Raw genomic sequence first — 14,022 nt, 5'->3', positions numbered from 1 at the left:
CGATCGCCCGCCAAGCAGTCATGCCGCCGCCGAGGCCGGGTTCGGGGCAGACCGGCTTGGGGAGGCGATTGCCGGGCAGGGGCCGGGGGCGCCCCGGCGGGGCAAGCCATGCTCGGAGCTGCCACGGCGCCGGCGCCCGATGGGCGACGGCGCATCCGCTGGCAACCCGCCGACGACGGCGGCGATCTCCCCGTCCGCCGGGATCCGGGCAGGCAGGTCAGGCAGCATCCCGCGCCGGTCCGAGCGAACCGGCATTGCCGGAGGTGACCTCGACGGCCCGGATCTCCTGCGTTTTCCCGTCGATGCCGAGGCGGATCCTGCGCCGTGAGCGAACCGCGCCACCGGTCAGGGCGGACCCGCGACAGCGCCGCTTGGCGCTGCCATAATTGCGCCTGTGCCATGATGCGCACTGTCGCGGCCATTGCTCCGAAGCCTTTCGCCTGCCGCATTGATGCCATTCGGCATCGTCCCCGGAGCGATGGCGGTCGGTGCCCCAGTGTCCGCGAGCAATCGAAGGGGGCCACCGGAACCGCCGCAGGGCCTGGCCACGTCCATTTTCCGGCGGGTTTTCGCGGCAGCACTGGCGCCAGCGTCACGTCTCCCTCTGCCGCTGCGGCAGGGCGAACCGGCGAGGTGCATGATGCAGCGGCAATCATTCCGCCGCATCGCAACGCGGACCTATGGATGCCCGACATGGCCGGAGCGCGTGCAACGGGGTCCTGCGGACTTCGGAGCAGCTCGGCCTGTCCCTGCGGCGCACCTGGAGCGGATGCCGGAGCCGGGTCGAGATATGAGCCGGATCCGGAAAAGGTCCGGGCGATCGCTTTTCCGGCGAACGGGGCCGTTGGCCTCGTGGCCGGAGGCGAAGCCCTCCCGGATGCCGCCCGCCGCAGTATCCCCCGCCGGGCAGAGCTTGCGGCGCTGGCGGCAGCGATGCGTGGCCTGTGCCCTGGCCGTCCATTCATCGGGCTCTTGCGGCGCCGCTGGCGCCACGGCCCCTCTTCCTTCGCCGGGGACTTTGACGCCGGCGCCGTCTTCAGCAGGCCTGGAGCACGGCGGGACGATACCTAGACGGCAATCCTTCGAGGAACTACGGCAGCCCCGTCCCGCTCTGCCATAGGCTGAGCGTGGAGACGTCCGGACCGGCCAGTCCAGCGCTGCCATCCCGATGACGGCCGAGACCGTCCCGCCCGCCGTCGCCCATCGGGCCCTGACCACTGGCGCAGCGGCGGGCCGGACAGGACCTTCGCCACCGCGCGGCACAGGATCGCCGCGCCCGAAAGGACCGGCGGCCTTCGGCGCGAACCCGGCCATGCGAGCTCCAGGCCGCCGGACGGGTCGAGCATCGCCGGGAGCACCACCACGGCAACGGTGATCGCGCTCATCAGCGGCAGGTAGCTGCGCACGCCCTGCCACAGATGGGTCAGCGACGCGCCGGCCGCGAGAAGCAGCGCCATGCCGATCGCGGTGGCCCAGGGGGAAGGGGAGAGCGCCAGCAGGGCCAGCCCGGCTGCCCCGCCGAGAACCGTGCCGAGAAGCCGCCAGAGCGCGCGCTCGAAGATCACGCCGCGCCAGGGCTGGGCGACGACCCAGACCGGCATCGAGGCCCAGAAGGCGTGTTCGATTCCAAGGGCGGTTGCCAGCGCGAAGGCGGTCCAGGCCGCGGCGCCCAGCGACAGCGCCCGTCCGAGCTCTGCTTTCGTCATTGGTCATGCCTTTCCTGTCCCGGTCCCGCGACCGGAGGTTCGGGTCTGCAATTGTCCGGCCCGGCCCGCGGGATCAGTCCCGGCGGCCGAGCGCCTGCATGTTCGCGTCGAGCTGCGCGAGCAGCGTCAGCGCGCTGTCGACATCGGCTTCGTCGACCCCTGCGAAGATCTCGCCGCGCAGCAAGTCCAATCGGCCGGCAAGTGCGGCGAGGAAGCCGCGCCCGGCATCGGTGGCGGTGACCAGCTTGGCCCGCCGGTCTCCGGGATCTTCGGCGCGCTGCACGAAGCCCTGCGCCACCAGCGTGTCGAGCACCCGCACCAGCGTGGGGCCCTCGATGTCCAGCTCCTCCGCCAGGTCCTTCTGGCGGTAGGGCCGGTCCTGCCGGATCAGGAAGCGCAGCGGCAGCGTGGAGGCATCGCTGAGCCCGTGCTCGGCGAAGACTGCGTCCATCATGCGGCGGTAGCGTCGCGATACGGTGATGAGCTGAAGGCCCAGGTCCTCCCGCTTTCCGGGACGAGACATTGCCGTTCTCCCAATAGATAGGTCGACTATCTAAATGACCGCATCCTGGCTGGCAAGGGGGGCGGTTCCGGAGAAACGCGGGTCCATCGCCCGACAAGATCCCCGAAAAAAATTTCTTATCAGAATCTTGTCCGTGTCGCGGCCCAGTTCTACAGAAATGACCATAGCTATTACTAATAGATAGACTTTCAAATTAATAGCATACCGAACGAAAACATGTGCAACGCTATCGACCTATTTGCGCCATTCGAGCGAGCGGGGGTGCCGTGGCTGGCGCGGCCGGGAGCGCCGCCGGGCGGCGCGCGGCAGGCCGTTTCGCTTGCGGCAGTGGCGGGACTGTGCAATATTTGCTCAAATTGCACCAGATGAAAGTTTTTTGCAGGCGGGTTCCGCCGCTGCGAGGGTCCCTATGCACCACCCGTCCAAGAAAGTCCGCCTCAGCGACCTGGCGGCCCAATGCGGCGTCTCTCCCAGCACGGTCTCCCGTGCGCTGGCCGGCGCGCCGGGGGTCCGGCCCGAGATCCGCGCCAAGGTGCAGGCCGCGGCCAAGGCGCTGAACTACAGCACCGCAACGAATTTCGAGGGCACGACGATGATCGTCGCGGCCAGCACCCATGCGATGATCGACTACCAGCGCAACCAGTTCACCGCCCATGTGCTCGAAGGGCTGCGCACGCGGGCGGCGACGCTCGGGGTGACGCTCGACACGCGGGCGATCGGCGGTCCGCAGGAAGAGCGGAAGATGCTCGGCGAGGCGCTTGCCGATCCGGCGGTCGCGGGCGTGCTGCTCTTGACCATCGACGACGAGGAGCTGCTGGAGCCGATCCGCGATTTCGCCAAGCCGATCGTGCTGGTCAATGGCGAGGACCCGACCATGGGGCTGTCGAGCGTGGTGCCGAACAACCGCGCGGCGGCGGCGCTGGCGACGCGCTACCTGCGCGGCCTCGGCCATGAGCGCATCCTGTTCCTGTCGCGGCCGGGGCGGCGCACAATCGCGCGGCGGATGGATGGCTGGCGCGACGAGGTGCTGCCGGTGCTGGGCGAGGGCTGGCGCGATCTGGTGCTTGATGCCGCCGACTGGACGCCGGAAGCGGCGATAGAGGCACTGCGCGGCCATGTCGCCGCCCGCGGCACCGATTTCACCGCGATCCTCGCGGCCGGGGACAGCCTGGCGATCGGCGCGCTGATGGCGCTGCGCGAAATGGGCGTGGCGGTGCCGGGGCAGGTCTCGGTGGTGGGCATGGACGGGTTGCCGCAGAGCGATTTCCTCGACCCCAAGCTCAGCTCGGTCGCCATCCCGATGCGCGAGATCGGTGCCGTGGCGATCGACCTGCTGCGCGACCATTTCGACGACGCCGCCTTCCTGCCGCGGCGGATCGAGCTGTCCTGCCGGCTGGTCGAGCGCGCCTCGGCGGGCCCGGTGCGGCAGGGCTGCGAGCGGCAGCATCGCCGCCTCGCGGCGGTAGCGCTCCAGATAGTGCCGCGCCAGCTCCCGCGCCGGGGCGGTGAGCTCGGTCGCCTCGGCCAGCACCGCCTCCGCCGCGCCGCCCTCTTCCAGCACCGGGAAATGGAAGCGCTGGCTCTCCAGGAACAGCTCCAGCTCCTCCCAGGGCGTGCCCGCCTCGGTGCGCGCCTCGTCCTCGCCGTCGAGGAAGCTGGTCAGCGCCTGCGCGCTTTCCGCCAGCGCCAGGCTGTCGCCATGCAGGTTGCGGTGGAAGCGCCGCCGCCAGGCCTCGTCGATATCCTCGGTCTCGACCAGGATCGTCGCCGCCGAGCGGATCGCAGTGGCCTTGGACAGCACCTCGTGCATCGCCGAAGACAGCCGCGGATCGTGGCTCAGCCGGTCGCTCAGCCCCTCGATCCGGTCCTGCAGGTCCTGGATGCGGCGATGCTGCGCCTGCACCACGGCCGCCCAGCCCGGAAAGCGGCCGACGAACTCGTCGCCGCGGTCAAGCTCGGCCCCGGCCTGGGGCAGATCGGCCGCTGCCTGCCCCAGCAGGTCGAGCAGCTCGGCCTCGGCACCGCGGGTCAGCTGCGCCACCTCGACATGCAGTTCGCGGGCGATCTCGCCCAGCAGCTTGCCTGCGATCCGGCGGCGGTTGTGTTCGATGAGGTTGAGATAGGAGGGCGAGATCTCCACCGCCCGCGCCAGCTCCGCCTGTTTCATCCCCAGAAGCGTGCGGCGCTCGCGGATCCGCGTGCCGGTCAATGCGCTGCGCGACATGGCCGCCCCTTCCCTGAAATTCACCGGCCGTCCCCGGGCCGCCTCAATCCGCAACCCGGTTCCGGGACCGCCCCGCGACCGGAACCCTATCCCGGCTTCTACCCCGATGAACAGCGTAACAGCAATGTGATTTGGTTACCTTTCCTTACCGGCATCCCCGGAAACGGCCGGTTCCGTCTCGTACTTTGGTCAGAAACGGCCCGCTCCGGCGGGGTTTTCCGCAATTGCCGCATTGCAAATCCCGGGTTCAGCACTGACCGTCCCGCCATCACCGGCCGGGGCGCGCAGGCGCATCCCCGCCGGACAGGCCGGGTCCGGCGGGAGCGGACCCAGACACGGGAGAGACATATGCTCGATAAGGTGGAGGACTTCCCTCAGGCCCCGCTGCGGGCCAGCCGGTCCTTCTCGGCATCGAGCAGCGCCTCGACCCCGGCCATCGCCTCGGCGGCCGGCAGCCCGGCAGGCACGGCCGGAAGATAGGACAGCGTGACCGTTCCCGCCGCCTTGCCGTCCGCGCGCCAGAAGCAGCCGGCATTGTGCGCCACCGGCACCACCGGCAGGTCGAGCTTGCGGTAGAGCGCGATCAGGCCCGGCTGGAACTTGCAGCGCTCCTCGACGCCGACCCGCGTGCCTTCCGGAAAGATCAGGATCGACCGCCCCTTGGCGGCCTCGCGGCGGGCTTCGGTGATCATCGCCGCCAGCGCCCGGCCGCCGGCGCCCCGGTCGACCAGGATCATCGGCGCATTCGCCAGATACCAGCCGAAGACCGGGATGCGCCGCAGCTCGTGCTTCGCGACCATGCAGATGTCGGGAACCAGCCGGTTGAAGGCCAGCGTCTCCCAGGTGGACTGGTGGTTGCACACATAGATGCAGGGCCCGCCGGGATGCTTGTTCTCGAGACCTTCCTCGCGGTAGCGCAGGCCCAGCACCAGCCGCATCAGCGCGAAGGCGCCGTTGGTCCAGATGCGGATCGCCGCGCGGGTCAGGCCCGGCCGCTGCAGCCATGCAAGCACCGGGATGCAGGGGCCGAGACACATGGTCCACAGGCCGAAGAGCCCGTCGAACAGCTTCGTGCGGAGCCGGAGCATCGCCGGAGGCGTCTCCGCCGCGGGGGCGCTGCGTCCGGTTGCGGCCCGGACGGCCGCTTCAGGCGTCATGGCGCACCCCGCTCTCGACCCGCGGCGCAAGGCCTGCGGTCCTGGCCGCCGACAGGAACGCGCTGCGTGCATTGCCCACCGGGCACATGCACTCCATGGCCGCGTCGAGCTGGCCGATGGCGCGCTGCCGGGCCACGTCGGAGACCGGCCATTTGCGGCGGAGCCAGTACTGCGCCTGCTCGATCGTGCTGATCCTGATGCGGCTGCCGCCCGCGGGTTCGGTGAGGGACATCGGTTCGCCCCAGTAGATTTCCATCAAATTCCTGTTTTCTTTCGCTGTTGAAGAGCCGGTGCATGTCATCGGACTGCACCGCTGCCGGCCCCCGGGGGGCGACGCTGTCCCGTGCGGCGCCGCGCTTGCGCGGCGATGGCCAGGATCAGCGACAGGCCGGTGGCGAAGCCGAGAGCGAAGGCGCCCGGCAGCACCGGCTCAGCCGCGCTTGGCTGCCGCTGCCGCAGTGTCGTGCATCTTGACCAGCGCGCCGTCATCGGGGGCGGGCGCGGCGCCGCGGTCCTGCGGGTAGACGAGCCCCGCGGAGATCACCAGCTTGGCGGCGTCCTCGACGGACATGTCGAGCTCGATCACGTCGCGGCGCGGGATGTAGAGCAGGAAGCCCGAGGTCGGGTTCGGCGTGGTCGGCACGAAGATCGACAGCAGGTCGTCGTCGCAGGGGGCGCGGCGGTTGATTTCGCCGCGGGCCGGCGTGGAGATGAAGCCGAGCGCCCAGGAGCCCTTGCGCGGGTATTCGATCATGCAGGCCTTGTCGAAGCTGGTGTCCTGCTGGGCGAAGACGGTTTCGGCGATCTGCTTCAGGCCGTTGTAGATCGAGCGCACCACCGGCATCTGGCCGACCAGTTCCTCGGCGGCGTTGAGCAGCGACCGGCCGATGATCCCCTTGGCGATCCAGCCGACCGCGATGGTGAAGAACAGGAAGAAGATGACGCCGACGCCGCGCAGGTTGATGCCGATATACTGTTCGGGATTGAACCGCGCGGGCACCAGCGGCAGCACGAAGCCGTCGATCCAGCCGACGACGGTCCAGATCAGGTAGATCGTCAGGCCGATCGGCGCGATCACGACGAGCCCGGTCAGGAAGCTGGCGCGCAGATTGGCAAGCAGACGGTGCTTGCGCGGTTTCTGGGGGATATTGGGGTCTTCGAAGGGCTCTAGCATCTGCGGGGGGTCCTGAGGGCGCGACAGAGCGAATTTAGGCATTGCGGCGGGAGCGCACAATGGCCGGCTGCCCATGGAATGGGCAGCCGCATCCGGTTCAGGCGAGTCTGGTGAATTCTTTGGCAATGGCCGCGGCAAGCCGGGCGTTGCTGCGCACCAGCGCGATGTTGGTGTCGAGCGAGCGGCCGCCGGTCAGCTCGAGGATGCGGCCGAGCAGGAACGGGGTCACCGCCTTGCCGAGGATGCCCTGTGCCGCCGCCTCGCGGGTGGCCTGGGCGATGACCGGCGCCATCTCGCCGGCGGGGAGCTCGTCGGTTTCGGGCACCGGATTGGCCACCAGCTCGGGGCCGGGCGAGATGATGGCGGGGCTGCGCCGCGCGATCCTCGGCGCGCATGAGCAGATCCTCGCCGAGGCGGCGCGCCGCGGCGGCGGTCCGATCGGCGCGACGGTGGTGGCGCTGATCCTGACCAACGACCATTTCGCCGCCTTCTGGGCCGGGGACAGCCGCCTCTACAGCTACCGCGAGCACCATCTCGACATGCTGACCTCGGACCATTCGATGGTGGCCGAGCTGGTGCTGGGCGGCGAGATGACCTGGGAGGAGGCCGAGAAGCTGCCCCATGCCAACGTGATCACCCGCGCCGTCGGCGTCGGCGAGGCGCTGGAACTCGACAAGATCCGCGGCGAAGTCCGCCCCGGCGATCGGTTCCTGCTCTGCACCGACGGGCTGACCAAGCATGTCGGCGCGCGGGAGCTCGCGGGCGTGCTCGAGCGCGAGCCGATGGAAACCGTGTCCGAGGCGCTGATCTCGCGCGCGCTGAAGGCGGGAGGAACCGACAATGTTTCGGCCATCGTCGTCGATGTCGTCTGAGCGGAAGGAGGTCCGATGCGCGCCGTTCCCTGGCTGATCGCCGCCATCGTCGCGCTGGCGCTGGGGCTGGCCGCGCTCCTCTTGCTGCCGCGCCTGCAGCTTCCCACCGGCGGCGTCCCAGGCGGCAGCGGCATCGACAGCGGCGCGCGGATCGACATCGAGCGGATGCGCTTCCAGATCGAGAACCAGCAGGACCGCATCGACGAGCTCGAGGGCCGGCTGAAGGCGCTCGAGGAAAGCCGCCTGCGCCGTCCCGCCCAGCCTGCGCCCGGCGGTCCCGGCCCCGGTCCAGGCGCGGGGGGCTTCCGCCAGGAGGGGCCGAACCCGATCCTCGACGCCTATGCCAAGGTTGTGCTGATCGCCGACCGGCTGAACGTCAACAAGGGCATCACCGTCGCCTCGCCCAATTTCCTGCAGGATTTCCTCGGCAAGCCGCGCGAGGTGCTCAGCGACGATTGCGAGCCGATGACCAACCCGGCGCTGAAGGACCGGCTGCGGATCGAGCAGGTCGGTCCGATCCGCGTCAACATGCTGGAGCCGGCGATCCAGAGCCTGAAGCGCGTCTTCGCCCGGATCGAGGCCTCGGACCCGGATCTCTACGGGCTGATCGCCAGTTCCGGCCGACGGTGCGGCCGCCTTCGCGGATGGCGAAGCGCAGCTTCTCTTCCATCGCGATCGGGGCGATCAGCTCGACTTCGAACTTCAGGTTGTCGCCCGGCATCACCATCTCGGTGCCTTCCGGCAGCGTCACGGTCCCGGTCACGTCGGTGGTCCGGAAGTAGAACTGCGGACGGTAGTTCGCGAAGAACGGGGTGTGGCGGCCGCCCTCTTCCTTGGTGAGGATGTACGCCTCGGCCTCGAACTTCTTGTGCGGCTTCACGGAGCCCGGCTTGCAGAGAACCTGGCCGCGCTCGACGCCTTCACGGTCGACGCCGCGCAGCAGCGCGCCGATGTTGTCGCCGGCTTCGCCGCGGTCCAGCAGCTTGCGGAACATCTCGACGCCGGTGCAGGTCGTCTTCTTGGTGTCGCGGATGCCGACGATCTCGATCTCGTCGCCGACATTGATCACGCCACGCTCGACGCGGCCGGTCACGACGGTGCCGCGGCCCGAGATCGAGAACACGTCTTCGATCGGCATCAGGAACGGCTGGTCGATCGGACGGTCCGGGGTCGGGATGAACTCGTCGACGGCTGCCATCAGTTCCTTGATCTTGTCGGCGCCGATGGCGTCGTCGCGGCCTTCCATCGCGGCCAGGGCCGAGCCTGCAACGATCGGGATGTCGTCGCCGGGGAAGTCGTAGGACGACAGCAGCTCGCGGACTTCCATTTCCACCAGCTCGAGCAGTTCCTCGTCATCGACCTGGTCGACCTTGTTGAGGAACACGACCAGCGCCGGAACGCCGACCTGGCGCGCCAGCAGGATGTGCTCGCGGGTCTGCGGCATCGGGCCGTCGGCTGCGTTCACCACCAGGATCGCGCCGTCCATCTGCGCGGCACCGGTGATCATGTTCTTGACGTAGTCGGCGTGGCCGGGGCAGTCGACGTGGGCGTAGTGGCGCGCCTCGGTCTCGTACTCGACATGCGCCGTCGAGATGGTGATGCCGCGGGCTTTCTCTTCCGGTGCGCCGTCGATCTGGTCGTAGGCCTTGAAGTCACCGAAATACTTGGTGATTGCCGCGGTCAGGGTCGTCTTGCCGTGGTCCACGTGGCCGATCGTGCCGATGTTCACGTGCGGCTTGTTACGCTCAAACTTTGCCTTTGCCATTCCCCATGCACCTCCAGAGGAGGCCCGGAATCACGGTATCCCAAGGAAATCAATGGGTCCTGACCCTGGAGGCTTCTCCTCCCGGCCGCGATCCGGCTGCGGACGTGGTAGCCCGACCTTTTCGAGATCGTCCGTCCGAGGCGCTGTGTGGCCTGCAGGATGTCGTTGCGCGCCAGCGCAGCAGGGCAGTCCTCTTTCCGCAATCGTCCGTGCCGCCACGTACCAGGATCTCCGCATGGCACCGGCTGGTACCGAAGGCATCGCCAGCGGTGCCCGGAGTTTCCCAACGCGGCACCATCGGTCCGAGCCGGATGGGCCATGGCACATCCGGCGGCAACTCGCCCGTTGCGGAGCCGATCTCCTCGTCATGCGGGATCTGGCCGGGGGCTCGGGAAGGACGGCGCTGTCACTCTCGCGGCTCGACGTGACTTCCATCACCCCGATGTCGCCCGCCGCCGTGTCCATCGCCGGATGGCCCTTGCGGCACTGGCGACGGCGGTGGGTACCATGCTTCCTGGCCAGCGATTCATTCACCGGGCTTTCGCGGCGCCGCCTGAGTGCGTTCGCCGTTGCACTCGGACCAAGGACGCAGCAACGGCTCTCTGCAGGATGTCCCGTTGGCGGCGCGGTGGCAGGCAGGCTCAGGCTTTGCCATGGCAGGCTCTCAATCCACGGGATTCACAAAATTAATCCCGGAAGCCGCTGAGTTCTGCAACAACGCCGGTCGGGGACAAGAGGGACCGGCCGGACGGCACCCGGGCCCCGGAAGGCCCCGACCGCCCGGGGTTCACTCGGCGGCGTGAAGCCGGGGCGCGGGCTCTGCCGAGCTCCGGGAATGGACCGGCTCCGTGATCAGCCGCGCGCTCTTCTGGCCCATCGCATGCGACCAGAGCCAGCTCAGCGCCACCGCCATGCGGTTGCGGGTGCCGATCAGGAAGTAGATATGCGCCAGCCCCCAGACCCACCAGGCGAGGCTGCCGCGGAGCCGCAGCCAGCCGAAATCGGCGACCGCCGCCTTGCGGCCGATCGTGGCCAGGCTGCCCTGGTGGCGGTAGACGAAGCTGCCGGGATCGCGCCGCCCGCCGGTGCGGGACAGGATCTTGCGCGCGACATAGGCGCCCTGCTGCTTGGCGGCCGGGGCGAGCCTCGACCGGGACCGCCCAGCTGGCCGCCGCGGCGCCCGGCATCACCCCCGAAATGGCCGCCGCCGTGTCGAAGCTGATGCGCAACCAGGACCTGATCGGCGTCGCGCAGAAGATCGAGGTCGTCTCGCGCTTCCGCACCACGCTGGGCCTGAAGGGCCGGCTGGCGACGCGGCTGCAGCCGAACCATCCGGCCGACGATCCGGCGGGCATCGCGGTGGCGGTGCTCGACGGACTGCTGCAGGGGGCGGGCGACGCGGTGATCGGCATCAACCCGGCCTCCGACAGCATTCCGAACTGCACCCGGCTGGTGGAGGCGCTGGACCGGCTCCGGCTGGAATTCGCCATGCCGGTGCAGAGCTGCGTGCTGACCCATGTGACCAACACGATCCGGATGATCGAGGCAGGCGCGCCCGTGGACCTGCCCTTCCAGTCGATCGCCGGGACCGAGGCGGCGAACCGCGGCTTCGGCGTCGACCTCGCCGTGCTGGGGGAGGCCAACGATGCCGCCCGCAGCCTCAACCGCGGCACGGCCGGAAACAACGTGATGTATTTCGAGACCGGCCAGGGCGCGCCCCTGTCGGCCGACGCCCATCACGGGGTCGACCAGCAGACGCTGGAGGTGCGCGCCTATGGCGTCGCCCGCGCCTTCGATCCGTTCCTCGTCAATACCGTCGTCGGCTTCATCGGCCCGGAATACCTTTATGACGGCAAGCAGGTGATCCGCGCCGGGCTCGAGGACCATTTCTGCGCCAAGCTGCTCGGCCTGCCGATGGGCTGCGATGTCTGCTACACCAACCATGTCGAGGCCGACCAGGACGACATGGACACGCTGATGACGCTGCTCGCCGTCGCGGGCGTCAATTTCGTGATCTGCGTGCCCGGCGCCGATGACGTGATGCTGAGCTACCAGACCCTGTCCTTCGAGGACGGCGCCTGGCTGCGCACCACGATGGGCAAGCGCCCCGCCCCGGAATTCGAGGACTGGCTCGCCGGCATGGATCTGGCGGCCGGTCCCCTGGCCCTGCCCGACCTGGCGCGGCGCATGGGGATCCCGGCATGAGCGGCAAGATGACCCTGCTCGAGGCGCGGCTGCGCGCCATGACCCCCGCCCGCGTGCGGCTCGCGCCCGAAGGCGGGCCGGTCGTGCCGCGCCGTCCGGTCCACCGCGCGCCGCCGCCCTTGCGGGCCCGGGCCGGCGCGGCGGAGATCTTCCGCACCGGGATCAAGGTGATCGACCTGCTGACGCCCCTGGCCCGTGGCGGCAAGGCGGCGATGTTCGGCGGCGCGGGCGTCGGCAAGACCGTGCTGGTGATGGAGCTGATCCATGCCATGGTCGCGGGCTATGACGGGATCTCGATTTTCTCGGGGGTCGGCGAGCGGTCGCGCGAGGGGCACGAGATGCTCCTCGACATGACGCGGGCGGGGGTGCTGGACCGGACCGTGCTGGTCTATGGCCAGATGAACGAGCCGCCGGGGGCGCGCTGGCGGGTGCCGCTCTCGGCGCTGGCGATCGCCGAGCATTTCCGCGATGCCGAGGCGCGCAACGTGCTCCTGCTGATGGACAACGTGTTCCGCTTCGTCCAGGCCGGGGCCGAGGTCTCGGGGCTGCTGGGCCGCCTGCCGAGCCGGGTGGGCTACCAGCCGACCCTGGCCAGCGAGGTGGCGCAGCTGCAGGAGCGGATCGCCTCCTCCGGCCGGGCCTCGGTCACCGCGATCGAGGCGGTCTATGTCCCGGCCGACGATTTCACCGATCCGGCGGTGACGGCGATCGCGGGCCATGCCGACAGCATGGTGGTGCTGTCGCGGGCGATGGCGGCGGACGGGATGTATCCGGCGGTCGATCCGATCGCGTCCTCCTCGGTGCTGCTCGATCCGCTGATCCTGGGCGAGGCGCATGTCGCGGTGGCGGCGGGGGTGCGCCGCGCGATCGAGCATTACCGCGAACTGCAGGACGTGATCTCGCTTCTCGGCCTCGAGGAGCTCGGCGCCGAGGACCGCCGCTTGGTGGAGCGCGCGCGGCGGCTGCAGCGCTTCCTGACCCAGCCCTTCACGGTGACCGAGGCCTTCACCGGCATCGCGGGCCGCTCGGTCGCCTTGGAAGACACGGTGGCGGGCTGCCGGGCGATCCTCGACGGCGAGGCGGATGGCTGGAGCGAGGAGTCGCTCTACATGGTCGGCACCTTCGAGGAGGCCCGCGCCCGCGAGGCGGCCGCCCGCAAGGCGGAGACGGCGGCATGAGGCGGCGGACGGAGAGGCGGGAGCAGGATGCAGGGCACGATCAGCAGGTGCCAGTCGAAGACCTGCGCGATCACCGCGGAGCCGCGCGGCCCGGCGACATGCAGCGCGCTGCCCGGTTCCGCCTGGCGCGCCCAGTCGGTGGCGGGCCCGGCCTCGTGCATCGCGAAATCGATGGTCAGCGTGCCGTCCGCGTTGTCATAGGCGCGGGGCGTGTAGTCGCGCATCTCGGGTTTCCCGCCGCCGGTTTCGAAGAACAGCTTCACGTGGTCGTCGAAGCCGAGGCTGGAAAAATTCTCCAGCCCGCCGCCTTCCAGGACGATCCGGCGCATCTGCGGGGTCACGTCGGACGCGGCGCGCACGGTCAGGTCGCGGCGGTGGATTTCGTGGCGGTGGCGGGTGATGATCTCGGTCATGTCGGTATCCTTTGCGGGCCCGTCCGCGGCGGCGGCGCCCAGTTGCTCGACCCTGTCTGCTGCAGCCCGGATCGCCGCTGCGGCGGCCCGGACAGCCTCGGGCGCTGCATCGCCGTCGAGAAAATTGCGGCGCAGCGCGGCCTTGAGCCGGTCCATCGCTTCGACGATGTCCGGCGGCGCCCCGTGGCGGAAGCGGTGGCCGCCATGCAGGAGCGGCCCGGTGCGGGTCTCCAGCGCGGCGGTTTCATGCTTCAGCCGCTCCTGCCCGAGCGGGGTTATGCGGCAGAGCTTGCGGCGGCCGTCCATGGCCTCGCTGGCAATCAGCCCGTCCTCTTCCAGCGCGGAGAGGTTGGGGTAGAGCACCCCGGGGCTGGGACGGTAGGCACCGGCGGTGCGGGCCTCCAGTTCGGTCATGATCTCGTAGCCGTGGCGCGGCTGTTCCGCGATCATCTGCAGGATCAAGAGGCGCAGCGTGCCGTTGTCGAAGGCGCGCCTGCGGGGGCGTCCGTTGCGCCGGCGGGGCTGGCTCTTGTCGGTGTCCTGCGTCATGCGGGAGATTTAGTATCAGATATATCTAACTGCAAGATATATCTGAAACGGACGGACAATCCCGCTCCGGTCTCCCGGAGGGGCGGTTTGCGATGCGGTGCAAGGGGGGGGAGCGACTTGGCGGCCTGGCCGTCCCGGGGGCGGGGCCTTCACGATCGCGTGCCTGCCGCCGTCCCGGCAGGTGGCGGGACGGCCGGGGTCCGGCGGCGCGGCGCCGTGCCGAGATCACCGCGACGCGCAACAAGGTCTGGGCCGA

Annotated in this window: 11 protein-coding genes and 4 pseudogenes; 4 read left to right on the top strand and 11 right to left on the bottom strand. The window is 69.6% G+C overall.

All coding sequences use genetic code 11. The annotated features are described in order from the left end of the window. Nucleotides 1–1,067 precede the first annotated feature (1,067 nt). Together C7T91_RS06675 and C7T91_RS06670 are read right to left on the bottom strand one after the other, a co-directional pair. A complete protein-coding gene (locus C7T91_RS06675) occupies nt 1,068–1,706 on the bottom strand; it encodes an FUSC family protein (protein WP_108258589.1) in 639 nt (212 codons plus the stop codon). Nucleotides 1,707–1,779: 73 nt separating this feature from the next. Beyond that, entirely contained in the window at nt 1,780–2,229 is a 450-nt protein-coding gene (locus tag C7T91_RS06670) for a MarR family winged helix-turn-helix transcriptional regulator (protein WP_108258588.1), read from the bottom strand. A gap of 409 nt (nt 2,230–2,638) precedes the next feature. Here C7T91_RS06670 and C7T91_RS39150 point away from each other — a divergent pair. Continuing rightward, nucleotides 2,639–3,580: pseudogene (locus C7T91_RS39150) on the top strand (LacI family DNA-binding transcriptional regulator); the annotation flags it as partial. A gap of 696 nt (nt 3,581–4,276) precedes the next feature. Here the strand turns inward: C7T91_RS39150 and C7T91_RS39145 are convergent. From C7T91_RS39145 to C7T91_RS32290, 5 genes and pseudogenes are all read right to left on the bottom strand, one after another. Next, a pseudogene (locus C7T91_RS39145) lies at nt 4,277–4,453 on the bottom strand (helix-turn-helix domain-containing protein); the annotation flags it as partial. Nucleotides 4,454–4,827: 374 nt separating this feature from the next. Further along, nucleotides 4,828–5,541: a lysophospholipid acyltransferase family protein gene (locus C7T91_RS06655; protein ID WP_108258587.1), complete on the bottom strand. Its 714-nt coding sequence runs from the start codon at nt 5,539–5,541 to the stop codon at nt 4,828–4,830. Between the two features lie 58 nt (nt 5,542–5,599). Then, nucleotides 5,600–5,866 (bottom strand): DUF982 domain-containing protein, encoded by a 267-nt coding sequence (locus C7T91_RS06650; RefSeq protein WP_236638066.1) that lies wholly within the window; start codon nt 5,864–5,866, stop codon nt 5,600–5,602. A gap of 174 nt (nt 5,867–6,040) precedes the next feature. Further along, nucleotides 6,041–6,784, bottom strand: coding sequence for a DUF502 domain-containing protein (locus C7T91_RS06645; protein WP_108258585.1), 744 nt, complete (start codon nt 6,782–6,784; stop codon nt 6,041–6,043). A gap of 97 nt (nt 6,785–6,881) precedes the next feature. Then, nucleotides 6,882–7,109 (bottom strand): pseudouridine-5'-phosphate glycosidase, encoded by a 228-nt coding sequence (locus C7T91_RS32290; RefSeq protein WP_407943263.1) that lies wholly within the window; start codon nt 7,107–7,109, stop codon nt 6,882–6,884. Between the two features lie 4 nt (nt 7,110–7,113). Between C7T91_RS32290 and C7T91_RS34925 the strand changes: the two genes are divergently transcribed. Then, nucleotides 7,114–7,656 carry a PP2C family protein-serine/threonine phosphatase gene (locus C7T91_RS34925; RefSeq protein WP_161555775.1) on the top strand — a complete coding sequence of 181 codons (543 nt, stop codon included), beginning with the start codon at nt 7,114–7,116 and terminating at the stop codon, nt 7,654–7,656. Between the two features lie 619 nt (nt 7,657–8,275). Here the strand turns inward: C7T91_RS34925 and tuf are convergent. The 3 genes and pseudogenes from tuf to C7T91_RS39140 all read right to left on the bottom strand — a co-directional run. Further along, nucleotides 8,276–9,421: pseudogene (gene tuf, locus C7T91_RS06630) on the bottom strand (elongation factor Tu); the annotation flags it as partial. Then, nucleotides 9,382–9,949, bottom strand: a pseudogene (locus C7T91_RS31410) (hypothetical protein); the annotation flags it as partial. The pseudogenes C7T91_RS31410 and tuf, both read right to left, overlap by 40 nt. A gap of 259 nt (nt 9,950–10,208) precedes the next feature. Next, complete coding sequence (locus C7T91_RS39140) at nt 10,209–10,457, bottom strand: hypothetical protein (protein WP_407943270.1); 249 nt, start codon at nt 10,455–10,457, stop codon at nt 10,209–10,211. A gap of 173 nt (nt 10,458–10,630) precedes the next feature. On the opposite strand from C7T91_RS39140, the gene eutB reads away from it, so the two are divergent. Both eutB and atpD read left to right on the top strand, forming a co-directional pair. Next, nucleotides 10,631–11,626 carry an ethanolamine ammonia-lyase subunit EutB gene (gene eutB, locus C7T91_RS06615; RefSeq protein WP_236638064.1) on the top strand — a complete coding sequence of 332 codons (996 nt, stop codon included), beginning with the start codon at nt 10,631–10,633 and terminating at the stop codon, nt 11,624–11,626. Further along, a complete protein-coding gene (atpD, locus tag C7T91_RS06610) occupies nt 11,623–12,804 on the top strand; it encodes a F0F1 ATP synthase subunit beta (RefSeq protein WP_330848821.1) in 1,182 nt (393 codons plus the stop codon). The genes eutB and atpD overlap by 4 nt, the downstream gene beginning before the upstream one ends. Here atpD and C7T91_RS06605 read toward each other — a convergent pair. After that, nucleotides 12,732–13,766: a siderophore-interacting protein gene (locus C7T91_RS06605; protein ID WP_108258582.1), complete on the bottom strand. Its 1,035-nt coding sequence runs from the start codon at nt 13,764–13,766 to the stop codon at nt 12,732–12,734. The genes atpD and C7T91_RS06605 overlap by 73 nt on opposite strands. Nucleotides 13,767–14,022: the final 256 nt, after the last annotated feature.

Origin of the sequence: Mangrovicoccus ximenensis, assembly GCF_003056725.1 — a bacterium.
GTDB lineage: Bacteria > Pseudomonadota > Alphaproteobacteria > Rhodobacterales > Rhodobacteraceae > Mangrovicoccus > Mangrovicoccus ximenensis.
Note: the sequence above shows the minus strand (reverse complement) of the source record. Positions and strands in the feature narration are given on the sequence as shown.